Here is a 21,417-nt window from a genome sequence, read left to right as displayed (position 1 = left end):
TAACTATTATACTTTAAAATCTTTTTCTCTTAATGTTTTAATTCGATAGGATCATTTACTGCTTTTTCTATCGCCAATTGATGGTAAAACGGTATCATTTTCTCTTCTAATTGTGCACTGATTTCTTCAGCAGGTTTTTTATCATGATTTAAATCAAAAAATGTATTGACTTCTTGTTTGCTAAAAGCCGCCATTGATTCATTATTTTGAAGTTCATTTTTTGGCAGTTTGGCAAGCATTGCAAACTCTCTCATCATCCATCTATGGTTAATTAGCTGTTTCTCGCTTTGTTTGCTTCTTTCAACCAATTTCAAATACTTGTTGTAAGCGGCTTTGTCTTTTGCTTCTTCGCTGTTAACTCCGTGCATTTTGTCTGTATTAACACGGCCAATTGCGGCTACATAAACTTTTTCGATATTTTCGTCTTTGGCAGATATTTCACGGTTTAGTTTTTGTGCGATATCAAAAAGGACAGAGTTGTATTGGGAAATAATTTCTTTATCCGAATTATATTGATCAAGATAATCGAGTGTTTTTTCTTTAAATTTTTTGTCATCCAATTCCATTCTGGCATCATTTAAAAGTTTATTTAACTTTTCAGTTTCTTCTTCTGGTACTGGTTTTAGACTATTTTGAAGCTGTTCAAGATTAGCAATGATTTCAGCTTTTGTTCCTTCTAATGTCACATCTTTCGAAGAGATTTTCAGAGTGCTTTCTGGTGCTTCTTTTGCTGTAACTTCTGTTTTTTCTTCTACACGTTTTGGGCGAAGTTTGATTTTGTCAAATGAATAAGCGTAAGATAAAGTTGCTGTCAAATCATTATTGCGAACGGTTTGCGAACTGCTGAAAAGCGTAATACAGTTTAAACTGAAATTATGCTTTTGCAAATAAATGTATGAACCGTTTAAACGGATATTAATAATGTCGTTGACTTTATCACCATTATTGAAACTGGTGTTATAACTGGTAGAAAAGGAAGTATTTAGTTTTTTGTCATAAAATAATTTAGTAGCGCCAACTGTTGGTCCTAAGATTAAATTATCACTAGTATCTAGTTTTCCTATTGTACTGTTGAATGAAGCTGTCAGGTTTAAATCTTTCTGCGGATATCCAATAATATATGAAAGTCCTGTATTATAATAAGTGCTCGCACCGCCAGCAATTGTTTTTCCTTCTTGTTGATTTACGGCATCTTGCATACTAAAAGTTGCATTAAAAGCTTGTTTCTGTCTTTTATCATTTTTCAAAAGATAATTAACAGTAAGCGCTGCATTCTGATTGACTTGTCTGTAATTTAAAGTGTCTAAATATTCATATTGAGAGGTTTGATTGATGTAATCAAACTGATTTCTGCTATTGGTAAATGATTGAAAATTAGAATAATTTACATTGAAATTTAATTTCTGATTTGCTCTGAAATCGGCACTAATAGATGAAACCAATCTTTTCATCTGGCTTTGTTTCTGTTTATCCAGATTGTCTTTTTGCAAACCTAAATTCAAGTTTAAGCCCAGTTTGTCTTTGTATAAAGTTTGAGAAGCATTAACAGTAACATTTTCTAAGTCATTATTGAAATAATAACCTCCCAATGTTCTGTAATTCGGATCGATGCGTTCGTAACCTAAACCTAATGTTCCTTTTCCGGCTGGATAAACCAATTGCCCTTTCATTGCTTTATAGCTTGTCGTAGTCGAATTTGAATTTACAAATAATGAAGCAACATTTTTTGCTTTTGTATTTCCTTCATCTCTTGTATCTTCGGTTATTGCACTGTTTGCAAATTCAGTTAAAACCTGTAATTTTTTGAATAGTTTAAAAGAGGTTTCAAAACTGATTGCAGCATTTTCTTTTGGAACAACTCCCAATTCGTAAGGGACTGGAATAGAAAGTGAGTTAATCTCATCTTTTGCTCTAAAAAAGGTAAGCCCAAGATTTACTTTTTCTAAGGCATATTGCGTTTTAAAACCGTAACCAAATCTTTTATACGTTGGAACCAATTCGCTATTAATAGCATCGTATTCGCTACTTTTAACCAAACGTCCGTACATGGCGCTGATTTTAAATTTGCCTTGCGGAGTTAAATCAACACCCAAACCAGTAAATTGATGTCCGCTTAAGGTGTATGGAGAAAAAGTCATGCTGACATCTCCAATATGTCCAGTTATCCATTTATAAGATGGATGGATGCTTAAACGATTCATTAGAACTGGTCTATTGTAACCAAAACTTTGATTGGTGTACGAAAATGAAAAAGGTATATTATATAAACCTGCGACATTCACATTGATATTTCCGTTTAAGAAATAAGTAAAAGGCTCTCTGGCAGCATTACCAGAATAGAATACTCCGCTGGCAGAAGCGCCCCCAGAGACATTTATTAATTTGGCTTTTCCTAATTCTTCAACATTGAAATTTTGTGCAAATCCCAAGGATGTAAACAATAGTATGCTAAAAAATGATATTCTTTTTAAATTCATTATAATATATTCAGGGCATGAAATAGGGAAGGGCTAGCCTTATATTTCGAACTATTTTTATTAAAATTGACTTTTCGATCAAATGATCCTGGCTTATTGTATAATCAGTTTTCTCAGTTTTGTTCCCTGTTGAGATTCAAACAATACAAAATAGATCCCCGATGGAAGTCCATTTAAACTAAAATTGAACGAATAAGTATCTTGTCCATTTCCGCTTTTAGAATCAATAACCACATTGTTGTTTAGGTTATAAACTTTTACACTTGCTGGCATTATTTTGTCTAATGTTGCATCGACAGTAAATATTCCATTAGAAGGATTCGGATAAACTTTTATATCAAATTTTTTCTGTAAATCTGTTTCATCCGGATCAACATATTCGCCCTCGGTTACCAAAATAGTTTTGGTTTGATAAGACGTACATCTTCCTTTTTCAGTATTTAATGTAATATCATATTCGCCAGCTTTTGTAAAACTCATCTCTGCATAATCTCCATTATTTGTTGTTACAATTGCTTCTGGAGGTAATTTCCATTCGATTCTATCTGCTTTTGGATTACTGATATCTACAATGATAAATTTCTCATTAACGAATACTTGAGAAGACATAGCAAACTCAGAACTGATAGCCGAATCTTGACTCGAAATATTAATTGTATCTGTTGCCTGACAGCCTAATTTGTTGGTTACAACAACTGTGTAATTTGCAGCTTGAGAAACGGTAATCATTGCATTTGTGCTTTTGAATCCTTTATCAGAAGTCCACAAATAAGTTGCTTTATCATCATCAATCGTTGCATTGATTGTCAAGCTTTGATCGTAACATAGCGTAACGTCTTCGCCAAGATAAATCACATCTTTCGGAGGATTTTCGATTGTAAAATCATAATTCATCACACAGCCTTTATTGTCTGTAATTTTCAGCGTATAATCTCCAGCTGAAGCATTGCTTAAAACACTAGATTTTTCCCCAGTATTCCATAAATATTGATAAGGTGCTTGTCCGCCAAAAGTTGTCATGGTAATTGTAGCATCAGATCCTCCATAACAAGTTGGAATTTTGATTACTCCAGTAGCATCCAAATGCAATGGAGCTTTTACAGTAATAGATTTTGCAATCGTACATCCATTAAAATCTGTTACCGTTACAGTATATGTACCAGGAGAAACATTCTTTAAAACTTCAGTCTTAGCTCCAGTATTCCATAAATAATTGTATGGTTTTGTTCCGCCTGTAACAGCTGGAGTAATTGTCCAGTCTTTTCCATCACCACAAAGAGTGTAGTCTGAAGAAAGTGTATTGTCTAGTTGTTGAGGTTGGTCAATCGTAAAGAAATCACTTTTTGAAATGTTGTTTTTGCTATCAGTTACCTCAACATAATAAGTTCCAATTCCTAGATTTCCTAAAGTTACGTTAGTTCCTAAAACTCCAGTTTCTGGAACAGAATACCATTTGTATGTATAACCTGAGATACCTCCTGCGACATTTGCTCTAAGGCTTGCATTTTTATCTCCATTACATAAAACAGAATTTATTTTGGTAATAGTTGCTACTAATAAATCTGGCTGTTTTATTTCGTAAAGTTCAGAAGTTAAAGAACAGCCTTTTGCATCTGTTACAATTGCATAATATTTACCTGCTGGAAGATTTGCAGCTGTTGCTGTTGTTCCGTTTACAGCAACATTTGCACTTGTAAACCATTGGTAATTGTATGCAGGTGTTCCGCCTTGAACAGTAATATTGATGCTTCCGTTAGAAAGTCCAAAACCTGTTGTTGGAGTAATTGTTTTTTGAGTTATTACAAGTTGTTTTGGTTCCGAGATTTGAACATTTACGATTGAAGTATAATTACAGCCTTTGCTGTCTTGTACTTGAATATCATAAACATCTGCTTTTAGATTTGCAATTGTAGCAGATAAATTATTATCAAATGCAATCCAATTTCCGTATCCTGAACTTTGAGATTTATAACGGTATTGGAAATTATTGCTTCCGCCTGCAGCTGTTAGATAAATTGCTCCATCATTATAACCTAAACAGCTTGCGTCTTTTAATGTATTGGTAACAACAATTGGATCAGGTTGTGTAATTACGATTGAGTTGCTAGTGACTTCTACTTTATTAAAATCTTTTACAATAGCATAGTAAGTTCCTATTTCTAGATTGCTTAATAACGCATTTGATTCGTTTGGAATTTTTACATTGTTCTTATACCAAGTAATAGTTCTAATACCAAAACCACCTTTTACAACAGCAGTTATAGAAGCATTTTTACCATTGTTACAGGTAATTTCTGCCGATTGAGCAATGTTAATTTCTAATACATTATTATTGAAATCAAATTCTGTCGATTTTGTACATCCAGTTGCATCTGTTGCAGAAATTGTAAAAATGCTTGAAGCTAGATTTGTAAAATCGACTTGTTTTAGGTTTGAATTTGTTACGTCTTTAATTATGTTTCCGTTGCTATCTTGACATACGTATCTGTAAGGTGCAACTCCGCCCACAATTTCGATATGTAATGAACCATCACTATTACCTGCGGTTGGAATAGTTGGTACAATTTTGTCCAAATCAAATCCAAAATCCTGAGGCTGATCTATTACAATGTTGCTTAAAGTTCCAACACATAAATTTCCGTCATAAGCACTAACTGAGTAAATACCTTTTCTTAAAGAATATTGGTTTTTATCTGTACTTCCGTTACTCCATAAATAAGTGTAAACTGGTGCTCCAGCGACAATATCAGGAGTTCCTCCAATAACATCAATTTCAACAATTCCATCATTTCCGTCATAACATGTTACGTCTTGTTTGTTTGTTGTTGTAACAATAATTTGAGTTGGTTGTGTAATTTCGAATAGGTCAGATGTTGTTTGATTGTTGTTTGAATCAATTACAGTTACATAATATTTACCTATTGTAATATTTCCTGTAGTTCCTTCAGTATTTAAAATAGTATTGATTAAAGTACCGTTTTCGTTGTACCATTTGTAAGTATAAAATCCTTGTGCATCTGGTACACCAGTTCCTGTAACTGCTACAGCTTTCAAAATACCAGTTCCGTCAAAACAATCAATTACTTTTGCGATAGAAACATTTACTTTAAGTTCTAAAGGTTCTGTAATTGTAAAAGTTTGTTCTAAAGTACAGTTTTTGCTATCGGTTACAAGAAGTTTGTAAGATCCCGCTGGCTGATTATCTAAAACATCAGTAGTTTGATCAGCAATTTCGGTATTATCCTTAAACCATTTGTAAGTGTATATAGGAGTTCCTCCAGAAATTTGAACTGTAATTTTTCCGTTGCTTAAACCATATCCTGAAGCTGGCAGAACATTTTCGCTAGCAATAGCTAATTCATTTGCAGGTTCCGTAATAGTAATTGTTTCTGTTATTGAACAGTTTACAGCATTATTATCAGATACTGTTACGGTGTATGTTCCGTAAGGTAAATCTGTGATGTTAGTTTTCCCATTATTATTTGCTGAATCGTAATTCCAAACAATATTGTAGTCTGAAGAACCTCCAGTAATAGTCAAGTTTATTGTTCCATCATTTCCATTTTTACAAGAAACTTCTGTTTTAGTAAAAGTAATTGCCAATGGATCTGGTTGTGTAATTGTATATTCGTTTACTCCGTATAAGGTATTATTGTTTTGGTCTGTTACCTCAACAATATATTTTCCAGCTCCTAAATTAGAAACCTTATCTGTATTTGATAATGTTATATTTGAATCTAAAGCATTATACCACTTATAGATATATGCAGGTACACCTCCAGTAATTGTTGCAGTCAATTCTGCAGTAGTGTCGCCATAACATTTTATTTCTGTATTTGGCGTCATGTCAATTCCAGTAATATCAAGTCTAGGCGGTTGTGTTAATGTATATTCTTTCTCAATAGTACAATTGTTTTGATCTGTAACGGTAAGAACATAAGTTCCAATTGTAAGCTGATCAATTTTATTAGTACTTCCGATAATAGGCGATGTTCCTTTTACTCTCCATTCATAAGTGTAAGCTTGAGTTCCGCCAGTAATATTTACTTCTATAATACCATTTTGAGTTTCAAAACCAGTTAAATCTTTAACTTGAAGATCATTAATTGCCAATGGAGCTGTTGGCTGACTTACTATAATGTCTTTTAGCTCAATAGTACAATTATTGTCATCTGTAATTAAAACACTATAAGTTCCTGCGAAAATTCCTGATAGATCTTTTGAAGTTTTATAAAAACTTGCATCTTCACTATTTATCCATTGATATGTATATGGCGTGATACCTCCCGAAACATTAATTGATATCGCTCCCGTTTGATTTCCATAGCATAAAACATTTACAACATTAGAAGCCAATGAAACTGTAAGTTGATCTGGTTGTCCAAGATCAATTTCTGCACTTTCTATAGCACCGACACTATCTGTTATGGTCAATTTATATTTTCCAAAACCTTGATTTGAAATTTTGTCTGGTGCGCTCGAAATTGGATCGTAAGTACTGCCATTAAATTTAGACCATTCGTATGTATAGATTGGAGCTCCTCCAGTTACTGTAGCTGTTATTTCTCCAGTTTTATTGTCAAAACATTTAATACTTGACGTTTCTACCAATGAAACAACTAATTTTGGATTCTCTTCAACTGTAAAAGTTGTACTTACAGAACAAGAATTTCCATCTTTTACTGTTAAAGTATAATTTCCAGCTTTAAGTCCGCTAATGTTTTTACTATTTGAGCTGAATGCAGGAGTAACATTTGTTGAACCCCAGCTGTACTCAAGTGTACCCGTACCTCCAGTTGCATCAGCAAGAGAAATAGCTCCAGTACTTTGTCCGTTAATTAAAACCTTTGTAATGGTTGGAGTAGGGATTGTTATAAGATCTGGCTGATCAATTAAAATGTTATTTATTGTTACTGAACAGTCGTTGGCATCTGTTACAGTTACCCAATATGTTCCTTTAGCTAAAGTATTCTGATCTTTAGTTATACTTCCATTACTCCATAAGTAAGTATAGCCACTTCCAACTGTTCCGCCAGAGACAGTAAGTGTTGCATTTCCATTTGCTTGTCCGTAACAAATTGGTTTAGTAGTGCTTACACTTGCTTGTAAACGTTCGTCTGGCTGTATAAGTGTATACTCTGCATAAACAGAAAGAGTTTGGCCTTCATTTACGACAACTCTATACGTACCAAATGGAATATTATCTATTTTTTCAGTTTCTGCACTTTGAGCAATTTTATTAGCCCCTTCAATTTTATACCATTTGTATGTATATCCAGAACCTAAACCTCCTACAGCTTTAGCCGTTAGACTACCTGTTGATTCTCCAAAACATTTGATGTCTGTATGATCTACAATTGAAACATCTAGTGCTTTAAGCTCCAAATTTTCTTTAGTTGCAGTACAGCCATTAGCATCTGTTACAATAACAGAGTACGTTCCATTGTCAAGACCAGTTGCTTCACCATCTTGGTCTGTATCAGGACTTATTAGTGTTGTGCCTTTATACCAAGTATAGGTATAACCAGGAGTTCCTCCAGTTGCAGATATTTTAATTTTTCCGTCTGTAGAAGTTGGGGTTGAAGGTTGAGTTTGAATTATCGTAGTGCTAATTGTAACTTTTGTTGGTGGTTCTGTAATTGTAACAGATCCAGATATTGAACAATTTGTATCAGCTTGGTCTGTAATTTTATAATAATAAGTACCAGCAGCTAATAAAGATCGTGAAGGCCCAGTTGGTCCGTCTGTCCAAGTTACGTTGTAATCTCCTGTTCCACTTATTATTGATAAATTAGTACTTCCAGTAGCTTCTCCTTTACATCCAATATTAACAATATTTTTATTAGTCACTTCAATTAAATCATTTTGATCTAACGGAATGTCCGCTGAAGTAACAGTATTGCTAGGATTTGCGCTATCTGTAATAATTACTCTATAGATACCTTTCAATAAACCAGTAGCAGTTTTTCCTGATTGACCAAATACAGTAGAATATGCTGGGTTAGATCCGGCAGGTTGCTTTTGTTCCCAAGTATAGCTATATCCTGCTGTCCCTCCAGTTACTGTAGCTGTAATACTTCCGGTACCTCCATAACAAGAAATTTTTGTATTCGCTGATAGAGTAACTTTTAATTCTGCTGGTTGTTCAATCTCAAAAGTTTTTGCCATTGTACAGTTTTTAGAATCTGTTATTGTGACAATATAGGTTCCCCCAGTCAGCTTATTATAATCTGTGAGAGTAAAATCAGCTCCATCTTTTGTCCAAGTTTCGGTATAGTTTGGCGTACCTCCTGTAACCTCGAAACCATCAATTCTTCCGTTAGGGACATTAAATCCTGTTGCACCAACGGCAGTTCCATCAATTTTTATTATTGGAGGATTACCTATCGTTACTCTTCTAACACCAGTTGGAGTTTGAGAGTGAGCAATGAAATTAGTAAGTAATAGAAAAAATAGTATAATTTTCTTCATATTTATAGTCTTTTGCATCTGTATCATGCAGTTATTTGTATCTCTAATTTTAATTAAGCAATCCGAATCGATTACCACCAAATCTATCTTTGATTTATTCAATTTTTGAATTTGAGCTTAAGGCAATGTCTTACCTGAAGCTTTATATTTGCACATCATTGGCGGTTACACTTAAACAGTTTTTTTTATCTCTCACTTTTATATAATGATCTCCTTCTGTAAGGGTAAATACATTTGATATAGAATTAAACTCGACTTCAGTACCATTATCAACCGTATAATAATAAGGGCTTTCTCCTCCTGTGGCTTTTAATTGTATTTTGCCTGGTTCATTATGACATGCAGGTTGAGTTTCAATAATTTCAAATGTAAACTCGCTGGGTGGCGCAATTGTAAATGCAGGATATGGCTCTTTATTTACGCTGGTCTGTTGCGAACCTATGAAAGATTGATACTTTATATAATATTGCCCTAGAGCTAAACCAGAAAAAGTATATATTTTATTTGTACTATCTACAGAAAGAGCAGGAGTTGGTATAAGCGCATTATCTGCGGTATAAAAATTAAACTCAAATCGTTCATTTGCAATTAATGCTCTATCAAATGTTAAAACCACTTTTCCATCTTTATTGTACACACAACTAGTCGTTTCTGGTTCAGGATTTTTGTTTAAAAATGGCGCACAAGGAATTACGTTATACGAAATAATATTAGAATAAACTTCTTCTCCAGTAATGGCAGTATTAGAATCAATAAGAACTCGAAAATCGATATTTCCAACATATGATTCAGGTATATAAGCTGATTTAACAAATTGAAATGTTTCATTGAAGCCTGTATTGATGTTCATTGGTTGGAAAGATCCTCCTTGTATTCTATATTCCCAGCGAAACCTCTCAGGACTTGTGCATCCCGTAGTCTTCAAATTTATTTTGTCACAAAAGGAATTATCTGCACCTGGATCAGCTAAAACTTGATTACTTATCAAACCTATAGCATCATATTGAGTAGCCGTGCAGTCTGCATTTATATTTCCTCCATAATGTTCATTAATTCCATCATGACAATAGCCACTGCACATTTCAGAATCAGGTCTATACAATACAATATCATAAAAAGTAGGCCTTTTGTCGTAAATTAAAATGCCTTCAAAAACACTAATCGGATTTATTGGGACTCCATTAGATTCTACTCTAAAAGAAAAATAGGTACAGTTGCATTCTTCACCTGACTTAGGCCCCCCATAACTCATTATATACAACTTAGATTGCGCTTGAGTGGAGTTAATTCCATAGAATAGAAATCCTATTAGAAATAAAATTTTGTACGTATGATATTTTAAGGAATTTTGAAACATTCTTTATTTGAAAAAATTATTTAATGGTTTGTATTTTCATTAATCGTTAGCAGTTAGATCAAGGCAGTTGTTTTTGTCTGTTACTTTAATATCGTATCCAGAGGGATTTGCTTTCAACCCCATTATTTTATAATGAAGATCATCTATTTTAGTTGTTGTTGCATTTCTTAAAACATTGTCTACATAAAAATTGTAAGAGCCTATTCCGCTTGCAATTTCTATATCGATGGTTCCATCTTCAGCTCCAAAACAAGTAGGAATTGTGCGATCGGTAATTTTAAAAATCATTTTTGCAGGATCATTATAAGTGAATTCTGCTATAGAAGTTGTTGTTCCTTTATTAACTGTTCCTTTCTGTGCCTGATAAGCAATTTGATAGGTACTTTTATCTACCAAAGGATTAATGTTATAAAAAAAATATTTTGTTGGTTCTGTTGCGTCAAATAAGACATTATAGTATTGGTTGCTGATCGCTCCATTATTTTTGTCTACAATGTAGATGATAGATAAAAATTCATCATTTTCTAATTTTCTATCGAAAAGAACAGCAATTTTTGGAATAGTATTGCCATTGCATAATGGAGGATCATAATCTATACCGGTAACTATAGGTGCACATGGGGAATAGGTTAAGGGCAAAGGCGTTGAAAAAGCACCGTGAGCGTAACCTAGTCTAAAATAAATAACTTTATTGAGGTAATTTACATGATTTGTTCCCAGTAATTCCTGCATTGAAAAAGTAGGTGTAGCTGTATTGTTAGTTTTTACACCTCCAATGTATGCAGGTACATCAACCCAAGTAGCTTGATTATTAAGTGAGTATTGCCAGTGGTAGGCTTCTTCAGGAAAACCTGCAGGAAAAGCAGCTAAGCTTAATTGAAATCCTGCACAAATTTCTGAAGGAGAATCATTATCTAAGTTTTTGATAGTTACATCTGGTTTAAAAGAAGTCATTGCAACCATTCCGTTACAACCGTTTAAGTATAACAAAGGCCCTGCCCAAAGTAAATTTTTGGCAGAAAAGCTGTCTGACTCATTACGGTCACAATCAAAAGAACCATTCAGACCATTACAATATGTACTGAGATAAAAAGTAAAATCTGTGTAATTTGGAACTGTATATGTTTGTGTACCTGAAACATTCATACTATTTCCCCCACTTGAAAATCCATCGATTAAATTACCATCAGCTCGAAAATCCCAACTGTATCTAGCAGCATGACATCCATTGCCAGAAGCATAATATTGCAAACCTATGGTATAGGTTTGGCAATACATATAAGGACTGGATATTAAGGTTAATAGCATATATAACTTTTTCATAATTAGTCGTTTTTATCTAAATCAATACATGATTTAGAATCTCTAACTTTAATAGAATGTTCGCCTTCAGAAATATTTATATTGCCAGAAGATGATGTAAATAAGACTTCAGGATTTGAATCAATAGTATAGTAATAGGTGCCAGTTCCGCCAAATGCATTTATTTTAATCTGTCCTTGTTGGCCATTACATTGTGGTTGTAATTCCTCAACATTAAAACTTACAGGATCGGGTGAAGAAATTGTAAAAGAAGGATCAGGTGAAGGATTAACACTCGTTTCCTGAGCTCCAATAAAAGTTTGGTATTTAAAAAAATAACTGCCAGCAGCTATCTCTGAAAAAGTTATTGTTTTATTTACATTATCGATGACATAGGGAGGGACAGCAGCAGACATGCCTTCTTTTCTAAAAAATGAAAATAAAAAAATTTCATTTTCAACCAAAGGTCTGTCATAGTTTAGAATAAGTGTTCCATCACTTTTATAAGTGCAAGTCGTGCCAGTTGCTATTGGTGCGCCAACTAAAGCTGGTGGACATGGTATAATATCATAAATAATCTCGTCTGTAAAACTTGTACCGTAACCAGCTCTGATTTGGAGTTTCTTTTTTCCATCAGATCCTCCTAAAGTTGCCATATTAAATGAGATAGATCTTTTAGCTTGATAATTGCTCGGAAAATCATTCCAAGTTCCACTATCATAACGATATTGCCAATTCCATCCTCTAGTCAATGTTATCATGTCATTTTTGCAATAATTGGTATTTGCAGGTTGTGGCAAATAGATTCCCATCATGTCAGCATCTCCAATACATCCTCCAAAAAAATCAGAATCAAATGTATTAGGATCGTAAGCAATAGTTTTGCTTAAAGTACAATCGCTACCATCTTTGTTTCCCGCTGTACGACTGCTACACACAATTTTTGTTGGATTATCTGTTATATAAAAGAATGTATAATCAACAACGACATTATCTGTAGTATTACTGCCTTCAGTTACAGATTTAGAACCTATTGTTATACTTAAATTCCCCGCGTGACTTCCATTCCAGCCCTGAAAAGGGTCTAATGTTGTTCTTACGATCATACCATATTTGGTTGCCTGTGCATTTGAAAATTGTATTAACCCAAAAAAGAGAAATAATACAACGAGTAATTTTGTTTTCATCTTTTTAGTCATAAGCGTTTTTATCTATGCAGTTACTGGTGTCAGTAACAACTATATTGTAATTTCCTTGGCTTAAATTTCTTATGTAATATTTTCCATTGCTATATTCTGGAGTAACTTCTTCTTGATTCTTATAAAAATGAAAAGGAGAAGTGCCACTAGTAATTGTGATTTCAATAAAACCATCATTTCCACCAGCACAAGAAGGAAGTTCACCTTTAGTGCTAAAACTTAATTTTTCGGGATCTACATATTGGAATGGAGTATTGGTACTTTCTAATGCTCCAGTATTTTGTTCATTTAATCTTGTTTGGTATTTTATATTGTATGTGTGGCCGTTTTCTAATTTTCCTAAATTAGGAAAGGAATATTTAAATTTTTGAGCTTCGGAATCGAATGTGAATAAATCTATTGCAATAGTGTTGTGAAAAAAGATTGCACCAGTAACAGCATCTACAACATACATTAGACTAATATCTTCCTTTTGTTTAAGGTTGCGGTCAAAAAAAACGTCAATTACTCGAATATTATCTCCGTTGCATTTAGGAGCTAGGTAAAAAATTCGTTCAGCGACAGGAGCGCAAGGCGAATAATTAATGGTAAAAGTGTCAGTAAATGTTCTTCCTATATATCCAAGCCTAAAATAAAGTGGTTTGTTGAAATAATTAATATGTGAATTACCCAAAAGTTCTTGTATAGAAAATTCTGTAATTGCTCTATTATTTTTAGCAATTGGCAAGTCAATCCAAGTTGAATTATCTACAGAATACTGCCAATGAAATGCTACGTCAGGATAAAGTCCAGCACCATTTACAGATAAATTTAGCATTTCGCCAGCACATACGTTATTTGGATTTTCAAGATTTAAATTGGTAATAACTAAATTACTAGGTTTAAAATTCGTTATACGTGCTGTAATCCCGCAAGGAGAATCGCTAAATCCCGCATAGCCATTTATTATTAAATTTTCTAGGGTGGAAGTCATAGAAGTATTGGTATTGCACGCACCACTGCTACCACCTTCATAATGGACACTTCCTGTAGAATTAATCGAAATTAAAAATGTACTTCCTGTGGAAAAGACTTTGTTTGCGTAGCTCGTTGTATTTTTGCCATTAGGAACATAACCATTTTTACTGCCTGAAGCTACCGCAATTGTATTATTTTGTTTCACAGACCAAGAAAACTGTGTTGCTTCAAAAGTATTATAAGTTGGTCCTTGTGCACCTTCCCAGCAAGTATTACATAATACACCATCAACTACATCAAAATTATAAGTTTGACAATAGCAAAGTGCATTAGTAAAAAGAAAAAAAAGTAAGTAGAGTTTCCTCATGCTGGTATTAAACTTGGGGTTTAAAAAACTAGATTTATAAATTAAAATTTGACGGTATAGAAATCCATTTTAGACATTCTTCCATCTTTAAATACTGCTCGTATTCCGTATTTATAAGTTGTATTAATTGTTAGTGTTGGATCTGATAATTTTTTGGTTTCTGATTTTACAATTTGAATAAGCTGTAAAGGCTCTGCATTGGTTGCTTTGTAGATTTCAAAACTTTCTACACCGCTTTCATCATAATTCCAAGACAAATCAATGCTTTTGGTATTGGTATTGGCTTGCGCGAAAAATCCTTTTACGGCTTGTTTTACAGTATAATTTGGTACAAACAATGCAACTTCTGGCGAAGCATTAGAAACTAATCCGCTTTCATCCTTCGCAAAAATTGCATATCTGTAGGTAGTACCTTCTTTTGTTTTCTTATCCTGAAAAGTTTCAATTTTATCGGAGCCATTCCAGATTAATTCCCATTGCTGTTGGTCATTTTCTTTTCTATAAAGCTGATGAGATTTTGCATCTGCGCTTTGGCTATTTATCCACTCTAAATTGACTACTCCATCTATAATTTCATACTTAGTAAAAATTGGAGAAGTAGGAGGAATCACGTCTGGTTTTTTTACAATTAAAGTTTCTGAAAAAGGAGACATATTATAGCGATAATCGACAGCTATGATTTTGTAATATACCTTGTCATTCAAACTTTTAATTACAACTTTGTCCTCATAAGTATTTTTTTCGTGTGGACTAACGGTCAACTGGCTAAATTCTTCTCCAGCAATATTTCCTCTATATATACGATACCCTAAAAGATCTTTTTCTTTGTTTGGTGTCCAAGATAATTTTACAACTCCTAAACTATCGATAGTAGCTTTTAAACCAATTGGTTTTGCTGGCGGAATAGAATCTACAGGCTGAACAAGCATAGGGAAAGAGGTTCTGCTGCTTCCGTTTTTTCCAATTGCTGTTATCGTAAAATAATTGGTGCCGGCAAGTTTATTATAAGTTACCGAACGATCTTTAGGAGGAATATTTTTAAGCACTTTTACATATTTGTCATCATCATAATCAGAACGATTTAGTTCGAAACTAGAAATTTCTGGATTCCCTTCTTCAGGAAATTCCCAAGTTAAAGTAACAGTAGAATCATCTTTGAACTCCTTTACTGTCAAATGAGGTACATATTTCAGTAAAGATTTTCCTTTACCAGAAACGACATCAGAATAAGGACCTAGCTCACCAAAAGGAGAAATACCCTGAATACGATAACTATAAGAAGTATTATTAGAAATAGAATCTACATAAAAAATTCTATTATTGTTTGAATTTTCCTGACTTAAACTAGTATATGGTTTTTCTGTAATTCTTTTATAGTTAACCTTATCTGTTGATCTTTCTACATAATAACTCCCATAAACATGTGCAAGAATTTTAAAATTCCAGCTTAACATAGTATTGTTGTCTGTAAAATGAGCTGTCAGATCCATAGGTTTTGGTAAAGGCTCATATTCTTTTAAACTTACAAAAACACCTCCATAAACAATGCCTAATTCCTTTTCAGGAACATTTGACGAAATGCGATAAGCATATTTTTCGTTTTGTTTGACATTTTTGTCTTCAAAACCTAAACCTGCTTTTTTTGCAATTTCAAAATCTTTGTCGGCTGTGTATAATGCAAATGTAAAACGCTGTTCTGCTTCCTCAGAAAGGTTTACAATAGATTCTAAATTATCGCCTCCAGCTACGCTAAAACTTTCTCCAAAAATTGCTTGAGCCATAATGGCTGCGTTATCATTTGCATCAATTAATTTTTCCCAGGTTTCTACAGGTTCTGGTTTAAACGCTTCAGCTAAAACAACACGTTCTGGTTTTGTCAATGTTTTATTGTCTCTCGTAACGGTAAATCTTTCGATTAAATAACCGTAAGTATTCAATTTTTTCCAAGCAATTGGAGTGTTTACCGCCCAACGCAGTAAAATACGATCTTTTTGAACCCTTGCAATTACTTGGATTTCGTTCTTTTTTTCTATGTCATTATTTTCTTTAGAATTGTTTTGAGCAATTCCAGAAAAAGTGAAAATTAAAGAAAGGATAAAGAAAAATTTGAACTTCATTATTAAATTGATTTATTGAATGTGAATACAGAACTGCTTCCTAATTGTCCTCCAGGAAGAGTGTAATTCAGTTTTATGTTATAATTTCCTTGTTTGATATATGGGAATTTCCCATTAATGATATAATCATACTTTGTAACCATTTGTTGATTCAAAGTATTTAAATACTTGTTAACCACTTTGTATCTTAAATTGACAAAATCGGTTTTATAGTAATATGGCATATTATATCTAAATGGTAAATATTCTTTAAGCATAAAACTTGTTGGATTATTAATTAAATAATCTTGATACCAGGCCAATGTTTCGACACCTTTTGTTGGTGGAACTCCAAGAGTTGACGCATTTCTGTCAAATTGAAGATCTGCTTCTAAAGGATATCCTTGATAGATCAAAGGGAAAATCTCATTCTTATAATAGCTATCATCTAGAATCGCTTCGGCATTTACCAATGGAACAAACATTGTTTTTGCATTACCAATAATTTCGATTTCATCAAATGGTTCAGTCGAACTGTTTAATGACTGTAAAGCATGAACATCAGAATAGATAATTTCTACCAAAGTTTGTTTCGGTTTCTTTGCAGCCATTTTTTCTGAGAAACTGTTATATTGACTTGTATTGAAATTATATTGCAATAATTCAACGCCATCGCCACCAGTTACAACTTCTGCCAGTTTACTGTCTTTTATTTCAACATTTGCATTTTCACCCAAATCTTGGTTCGTATAGCTTTCTTTCAAATTGCTATTGGCATCACTTTTTGTTTCAAGCGTCATTAAAGAAATATTATATGCTTTAGACGTTTGTAACGCTGGTAAATCTATACTTACTTTTTTCAGAGTACTATTATAAGTTATTGCCCCAGTACTTGAAGCTGTTCCAGTTTTGTAGAATGCTTTTTGAGACTGTCCTTGTTTTAATTCAAACAAGTAAGGCTGTCCCTGTTTTAGCACTACATATGCTTGTTTAGATTCATTTTGATAAACATATTTCTGATCCATTACAGGATAACAATACGCAATATTGGTAACAGGAATATTGTTTGGAGCAAGTCCTGTAACGAAATTTCGAACCTCAGTTTCAGTAGCAACTTGACCTTTGTCTAAAACCGTTTTCCATGCACCGTTAGTAAATTCCTGAAAACTTACTTTTACTGTACTTACAAGATTTGAATTTGGAGGAAATACATCAAAAGGAGTAAAGCTTAATAAATCTTTAGTTTGATTCCATGCTATTTCCCCTGGAATCACAACACCATCCTTTTTAATAGTGTATTCTTCCAATTTAAGTCTATATGTTTTAACGCCTGAATCTTCTTCCAAAGTGAAACTTTTATCAACAGGCACATTAAAACCTACCTGAGGTACGGCAAAAACACTTACATCTTTTGCACCTTCAGCTGGCGTGATGTCTGCAATTGTTTTTAAACCGCCCAATGGCGCGTCATTTACAAACTCACATTGTTTTCCAAATTCCAATTTAAATCTAAAACTTCCTTTAATGGCACCGCCGAGTAAGTTAAAATAACCTCCGAGATAACCTCGAATCCAGACGGGATTAGGCAGTTTGGCCTGTAAAAGAACCGCTCCACCACCTTTTATGATAGATATTTTCTTTCTAATCATGAATAATTTGATGTTGATCCCGAGTTCTCCCTGCAAATAAGCATAGGATTGCCCGTTAGCATACCATCCATTAAGACCAATTTGTCCAGAACCTTTACATTGTGCTTCGCCATAATCTTTAACCATAATATCAAATCCAAATCCGCATTGGAAATTGGCATAAAAGATCAAGAAGGTTAAATCGCCAGTTTTTAAACTAAAATCAGATCCAAAAGCAAAACCTTTACCATTTCCAATACTGTTTTCATCTCTCATATAATCTAGAGATTCAACACTAACACCTAATATTTGAGCAACAATATCTGGTGGAGGAGGACTGGCAGGAATATCATCTCCAATCATAAAGTAACCTCCAGCTTCTACTTCAAAAGAGCCAATTGCTAATTTTATTCCTAAACGATCTGTTGGTGTACCCATTCTAATGTACCACTTATCTGGTGCAAAATGCAGTACTGCCCAACCAGCTCTATTACCCGATGCACGACCTTTGATGAAACCTCCAGGAGTGTCGATATATAAATCAAAAGTTCCGTGTAAAGTTTTAGATCTAAAATCATATTCGATTGCAGCGAAAGCATTAATACCCATTCTCGCTTTTACATCTGTAGGATATAGCTGTTCAGCTGCTTTAGAAAGATTTGAAGTTTTCAAAGCTTCTAATGCAACGGATGACATTAAGGATTCATTTTCAGTTACAGTTTTTAAAGCTTCTGTTAATTCAGATGCACCAGGTATTTCGAATGTTTGCATTACGTGTCCTTCACCATAAAGACTGATTCGATTAATACCACCGTGAGTATTAAATGCAATTTCAAATCCCGCTCCACCCCAAAAGGCATCTGCAGTTGCTGTTCCAGCAAATTTGATCATCGCTTTAACACCAAGACCTGAATCTATATCTGGAACATAATTAGAACCAGACGCGACAAAGCTGCTGCTAAATCCGTCTTTTCTCATTTTGTAGTAAGCACCACCTCCAAAACCTTTAAAAGTTATGGCGCCTGCAGGAATATTTAGATTGTCAACCATGGCATCAACGTACCAATATCTAAATCCTTTACAGCCAAATATTGCATTTGCTTCAACAGAAATACCACCTGTAAAATCGGCACCAAGCATTCCTTTAAAACCAGTTCCATAAATAGGATCGTCGTCTAGAATGGTAATGCTTCCTTTAAACTTTACACCTCCAAGATCGGCGGCTATTTTTATTTCTTCAAATTTAACGCTATCGAATTTCCATTTTTGAATACCCTCATTTTCGTTAAATTTCCCAATAAGATCAAATTTGGTACGGCCATTAAATTGATCTTTCATCATATTAACAGAAAGATCAAGTCGTAATCTTGCCGAATTATCATCAGCAATAAGCGCTATTTCATGAATCGTAATTGGAAAGTTTGCAACTTTTGAAGATCCCAGTTCATCGTCGTAATTATCTTTATAACCAAAATAATCAGTTTTAAGAATAGGTGTTACAGTTTGAAGCTGAAGGTTCTGGAATACTATTCCTTCAAAAAGAATAATTTTTTTAGATTCAGGGACTTCGCCGTCTACTAACTTAGGAGTTCCCTCCGGTGTGGTAATCGCTTTTCCTGTAGTTGGATCTAGCTCTATTTGGTTACCATCCTTATCTATTGCTCCTCTTTCAATTTCACCTTTTGCATTAGTGGTTTCTGTGCGATACTTAATACCACTTTTTATGTCCTCAGGATCAAAGGTTTCATTTAGGATTTTTTTAGTTTCAGTTCCGTCTTTTGCTTCACTTTTTTCTAAAATAGCAGTTTTAATGGTCAGGTTACCATTTAATAATGCTTTCGGTAAAAATTTACCTTCCTTTACTTTTAATTCAATGTAAGAACCTTTCTCAATATTTGCAGTTGCTTTAAAAGCTGAAAAACATAAATTTTTAGCTATCTCTGCTTTTAAAAGATAAGAATTATCAATTGGGTTTATGATTGCATTATATGCAAGTTCAACGACAGAACCATCTTTACATTTTGCTCCAGTATTTGTTATCGGAAGAACAAAAGAACCTCCAAATCCACCTGAAACTAAAGTATTGGCTTTAAATCCTAAATTGATGCTTTTTACTGAAAATGACCATCCTCCAGCACTTCCAGCATTAATATCCAAAATGTTATTTGCTGCAAATGTTCCAGAAACACCCATTCCGTCAATAAGTAAATCGGTGGCAGAAAAAGCAACTCTTTTCTGTCCTGATTTTATTTTGAATTCTTCGGGTAATGTGATCTCAACAGTTTTGGCATAAAAACCTCTCCATAAAGATTCGTTTCCTGGAACAAGATAGTCTTTTTGGTAATTGGTTGGCCAGACTATTTTATCTGAATTTCTGAGGTCGCTTAAATCTATCTTAGCATCTTTTACCTGAAAGCAGAGACCAGAAAAATTTGTAATCTGAAATTTTGGAAGTGACATTTCTATTAAAATGTCATTCCAATTCGTTGCTTTTGTATTAAAAGTCCCAATTACCGATTGATCTTTAATGATTTTATTATCGGCATCTACAGGAACAATTATTTTTTGTGAAAACTGAACATCCGCTGTAATACCAAGTTCTTTAAAACCATTACAATCAATAGTAACATAGGTTTTGTTGTCAATTTTTCCAGTGGTCATATTCATACCACCTTTCAAAATTAAAATAGCTTTACTGCCTAAAATAGGAATAGGAACATCACCAAGTAAAACTAAATTAGTATCGCCTGTTAATCCTCCTTTATGAGATAGTTTAATATTGTTTGCTCCAAAGAACAATTCTTTTCTTCTGCCAGTAGAATCAGCTTGAGGAATGATAATTCTAACAAAAGCAGTTAATTCAGTATATTTTGGTGTAAACTTAGCACTACTGATCCCAAGCATATATTGAACTCCGCCAATTGTCTTTTTAATCCCAAGCGGAAGCATAGATAATTTTTGAGGCTCAAGAAAATCAGTAACATTACTACTTTTTTCTATTTCTTCAAAAGTAGCTTTTGCCAGTTTTAGATCTTCATTGGTTTCTTGCGCAATAGGGAAATTCTTTTTTAAATAACCATTTGTAAATTCACTTTCAGAATTTTGATGATAGTTAAAAGAATTTGAAGAAGAACTGACAGCATTATTTAAAATAATGTTTTTTGAAGGTACAAGTTTTTTAGGATTACTTAATGTATCTATATAAGTATTAGAAAAACTAGTAAAACTTACAAGAAATAAAACGATACTTAATACAAAAGAAGGAAACTTTGAAGTAATTTTTTTCAATTTATAGTAGGTTTGGTTATGTATTTGGAGATGGGGGCTGTTAAAGAAGAATCGCTAAAAAAGTTAAAACTTTGGGAATTCTAATCTTTATAATAGCAATATTTAAGAATGTAAAGTTATTTCCATAGAATCTGATTTGGTTTAAAACGTAATGGACTATTAAAATTTTCCCAAAAGTATATATTTAGTTAAATAAATCCTTACGGTTTTCCACATTCTGATAAAAAAATAAATTAATAGTATAAAAAAAGCCTTCTGAAACTCAGAAGGCTTAT

The 21,417-nt window shown here is 33.4% G+C and carries 8 protein-coding genes; all 8 read right to left on the bottom strand.

The genetic code is table 11. The features are described 5' to 3' along the window. Nucleotides 1-29: 29 nt before the first annotated feature. The 8 genes from OD917_RS18785 to OD917_RS18750 all read right to left on the bottom strand — a co-directional run bounded on the left by OD917_RS18785 (nt 30) and on the right by OD917_RS18750 (nt 21,142). A complete protein-coding gene (locus tag OD917_RS18785; RefSeq protein ID WP_263524956.1) occupies nt 30-2,477 on the bottom strand; it encodes a hypothetical protein in 2,448 nt (815 codons plus the stop codon). Between the two features lie 93 nt (nt 2,478-2,570). After that, nucleotides 2,571-8,948 carry a T9SS type A sorting domain-containing protein gene (locus OD917_RS18780; protein WP_263524955.1) on the bottom strand — a complete coding sequence of 2,126 codons (6,378 nt, stop codon included), beginning with the start codon at nt 8,946-8,948 and terminating at the stop codon, nt 2,571-2,573. A 142-nt stretch (nt 8,949-9,090) separates the two neighbouring features. Continuing rightward, on the bottom strand, nt 9,091-10,200 hold the full coding sequence (locus OD917_RS18775; RefSeq protein ID WP_263524954.1) for a hypothetical protein: 1,110 nt from the start codon (nt 10,198-10,200) through the stop codon (nt 9,091-9,093). 144 nt (nt 10,201-10,344) lie between these two features. Continuing rightward, nucleotides 10,345-11,628: a hypothetical protein gene (locus OD917_RS18770; RefSeq protein ID WP_263524953.1), complete on the bottom strand. Its 1,284-nt coding sequence runs from the start codon at nt 11,626-11,628 to the stop codon at nt 10,345-10,347. Nucleotides 11,629-11,630: 2 nt separating this feature from the next. Further along, nucleotides 11,631-12,794, bottom strand: a complete 1,164-nt coding sequence (locus OD917_RS18765; protein WP_263524952.1) for a hypothetical protein — start codon at nt 12,792-12,794, stop codon at nt 11,631-11,633. Nucleotides 12,795-12,798: 4 nt separating this feature from the next. Continuing rightward, nucleotides 12,799-14,130 (bottom strand): hypothetical protein, encoded by a 1,332-nt coding sequence (locus OD917_RS18760; protein ID WP_263524951.1) that lies wholly within the window; start codon nt 14,128-14,130, stop codon nt 12,799-12,801. A 41-nt stretch (nt 14,131-14,171) separates the two neighbouring features. Next, the gene (locus OD917_RS18755) at nt 14,172-16,247 is read right to left on the bottom strand and encodes a fibronectin type III domain-containing protein (RefSeq protein WP_263524950.1); all 2,076 of its coding nucleotides are present in this window, start codon (nt 16,245-16,247) and stop codon (nt 14,172-14,174) included. A gap of 2 nt (nt 16,248-16,249) precedes the next feature. Beyond that, the gene (locus tag OD917_RS18750; RefSeq protein ID WP_263524949.1) at nt 16,250-21,142 is read right to left on the bottom strand and encodes a hypothetical protein; all 4,893 of its coding nucleotides are present in this window, start codon (nt 21,140-21,142) and stop codon (nt 16,250-16,252) included. Nucleotides 21,143-21,417: the final 275 nt, after the last annotated feature.

It is taken from the genome of Flavobacterium sp. SH_e (genome assembly GCF_025717045.1).
GTDB lineage: Bacteria > Bacteroidota > Bacteroidia > Flavobacteriales > Flavobacteriaceae > Flavobacterium.
This window is presented reverse-complemented; position numbering and strand designations above follow the sequence as displayed.